We start from the raw sequence: 1,117 nt of genomic DNA, 5'->3' as shown, positions 1-1,117 counted from the left end.
AGTTCACATAGGGCGCCATCACCGCCAGTCCGGCAGGCATGTATGTCTGCAAGCCGGCGATGAAGTGGTAGAAGGCGTCGGTCTCACCGCCTTGCGGACCGGAGAAGATATTCTCGCCACTTTCCATGTCTATGATCGAGTGATGGATATGCATCGCCGAGCCGGGCTCATTGGCGATCGGCTTGGCCATGAATGTGGCAAAGCAATTGTGCCGCAGCGCCGCCTCGCGGATCAGCCGCTTGAAATAGAACACCTCATCCGCGAGCTTGACGGGCGAGCCATGCCGCAGGTTGATTTCCAGCTGACCGGCGCCGCCTTCCTGGGTGATGCCGTCGATTTCAAAGCCCTGCGCCTCGGCGAAGTCATAGATGTCGTCGATGACGGGGCCGAATTCATCCACCGCCGTCATCGAATAGGCCTGCCGTGCTGCCGCAGGGCGACCGGAGCGGCCCATCATCGGTTCGATGTCGCGCGCCGGGTCGATATTGCGCGCAACCAGAAAGAATTCCATCTCCGGCGCCACGACGGGTTTCCAACCCTGCGCCTCATAGAGGCCAACCACCCGTTTCAACACGTTGCGTGGGCTGAAGGGCACCGGGTTATGATCGCGATCATAGGCGTCGTGGATCACTTGCAGCGTCCAGTCGCCGGTCCAGGGGGCGGCGGTGGCCGTGCTCATGTCCGGTTTCAGGATCATGTCTTTTTCGATCCAGCCATCCGCGTCCGCAGCATCGGCCCAATCGCCGGTGATGGTCTGGTAAAAGATGCTGTCGGGCAGGTGGAAATAATCCTGCTTGGCAAATTTCGACGCCGGAACCGCCTTGCCGCGGGCAATGCCGGGCAGGTCCGAGATCACGCATTCCACCTCGTCGAGACGACGGCCCTCCAGATAGGTCCTGGCGGCTTCGGGCAGGGTGTCCTGCCAATGCGTGGGGGTCGACATTAGGTCCTCACTTTCCTGAAAAAATTCGCAATCTCATGTGCGATATGATCGGAGTCCGTCGGCTGGTGCAAGCGCTCTTTGGCGGCCTCAAGCTGGTCATCGGGCACGACACCCTTGCCGCGGGTTTTTAGCAGCCCATCGACAAAATCGGAGGCGAACTCGGGATGGGGCTGC

The 1,117-nt window shown here is 60.6% G+C and carries 1 protein-coding gene and 1 pseudogene; both read right to left on the bottom strand.

The features are described from left to right. On the bottom strand, positions 1 to 943 hold a 943-nt coding region (locus HCZ87_RS20720), incomplete at its 3' end, for a glutamine synthetase family protein (protein WP_167647013.1). Then, a pseudogene (locus HCZ87_RS21165) lies at positions 943 to 1,117 on the bottom strand (type 1 glutamine amidotransferase); the annotation flags it as partial. The gene HCZ87_RS20720 and the pseudogene HCZ87_RS21165, both read right to left, overlap by 1 nt.

It is taken from the genome of Phaeobacter sp. HF9A (genome assembly GCF_011806385.1).
Classification (GTDB): Bacteria; Pseudomonadota; Alphaproteobacteria; order Rhodobacterales; family Rhodobacteraceae; genus Epibacterium.
The sequence above is the reverse complement of the archived record's forward strand: the minus strand, read 5'-3'. Positions and strand labels throughout refer to the sequence as shown.